Raw genomic sequence first — 1,567 nt, forward strand, 5'->3', positions numbered from 1 at the left:
GGTCTATTCCCGCTTCAACGGCTTCTTCGGCTAAGTAGAGGGCATAAGAAGGAGTGCAGGTTAGCATGGTCGAGCCGAAATCGCGCATGACCATAAGCTGCCGTTCGGTGTTGCCGCTTGACATTGGCAGGACTTCCGCGCCGATATTAAGAGCGCCGTAATGCGCCCCCGGACCGCCCGTGAAAAGCCCGTAACCGTAGCAGTTCTGAACAATGTCATCCCGCGTACAACCGGCTGCCGACAGAGTTCTTGCCATTGACTCCCGCCAAATGTTAATGTCTCCGATGGTGTACTCATTGACTACGGGCTTTCCGGTAGTGCCGGAACTCATGTGGACTTCCACAATCCTCTCCTGAGGACAGGCGCGAAGACCGTGGGGATAATTTATCCGCAAGTCGTCCTTCGAGGTGAAGGGTAATTTTTCAATATCCGCTAAACTGTGAATATCACGAGAGGTAATTCCAGCCGCGATTAATTTTTCGCGGTAGAACGGCACTTTTGAATATACGGATTCCACGAGGTTTTTAAGCGCGGCAAGTTGAAGTTTTTTTCGCGCTTGCATGTCCATACATTCGTATTCAGGGTTAAAAATCATAATATCTCCTTTTATAATAATATTGGCTGTAATGAGGCAAGTTGTTCATCTGTTTTACATAAACGTCGGCAAACATCCCTTGCAAGGTTCATAATTATCAGGGCGAAGACTTTGACATCCATCTTGTAAATTTCCCGCAAAGCTTTATTTGAGATTGACATAACCGTAACCTGCGAAACGGTTTTAATTGACGCGATAGCCGGCATAATATCAAGCACTTCCATTTCTCCAAAAGCCTCGCCCTCTTTAAAGTTGGACAGATGCACTTTTTTTTTGCTTACCGATACCTGCCCTTCAATTATGAAATATATTTTGTCGTTGGGGCTTCCCTCGGTAATAATAAATTCATCAGGGTTATATTTCTCTTCCTGCATAAGCGGGATAATGGCTTCTACCTGTTCTTTTAACAGTCAGCCAAAGAGTGAATATTTCAGCAGAGTTTCAGGTTGTACCATTAGTTAATTTTATCAAAGTTATGGCGTTTCCGCAAGGGCGTAAAGGGTATTATTTTAGAAATAGTGTTGATCAATATGAAAAACACAAATATAATTGTTTTATTATGATAAATACAAACGATAATCCTGATATGGTTATCTGGGACGAGAAATATGCCACGGGGATTCAACTGATTGACAGCCAGCACAAAGAGCTTTTTTCCCTTACCAATGAGCTTTTCCACGCCTGTTTGGGCGAAGAAGAGACGCTTAAAGAAGTGTTCAAAGAGACCATGGGGCGAATGGTTGATTATGTCCGTTTCCACTTTGGCGCCGAGCAGGAATTACTGCAACGGATTAAATATCCCGGTTATCAGGACCATAAAAAGGCGCATGATATTCTGGTGAAGGATATTCTTGATTCGGTAAAGGAGTATAATTACGGTAAAAAATTTGTACCCAACCAATTTGTACGCATCCTTAGAGACTGGATACTAAGCCACATCGCCCTTACCGACAAGCTTTATGTCGCTTATAT

The 1,567-nt window shown here is 43.4% G+C and carries 3 protein-coding genes; 1 reads left to right on the forward strand and 2 read right to left on the reverse strand.

All coding sequences use genetic code 11. The annotated features are described in order from the left end of the window. Positions 1-595, reverse strand: a 595-nt coding sequence (locus ACYVRH_RS12510) for a phenylacetate--CoA ligase family protein (protein ID WP_461257233.1), incomplete at its 3' end; no start/stop codon positions are given. Between the two features lie 11 nt (positions 596-606). Beyond that, positions 607-969: a cyclic nucleotide-binding domain-containing protein gene (locus ACYVRH_RS12515; protein ID WP_461257234.1), complete on the reverse strand. Its 363-nt coding sequence runs from the start codon at positions 967-969 to the stop codon at positions 607-609. A gap of 47 nt (positions 970-1,016) precedes the next feature. Between ACYVRH_RS12515 and ACYVRH_RS12520 the strand changes: the two genes are divergently transcribed. Continuing rightward, the coding region (locus ACYVRH_RS12520; RefSeq protein WP_461257235.1) for a bacteriohemerythrin at positions 1,017-1,567 on the forward strand (551 nt) is incomplete at its 3' end.

The organism is Treponema sp. R80B11-R83G3, from assembly GCF_054786115.1.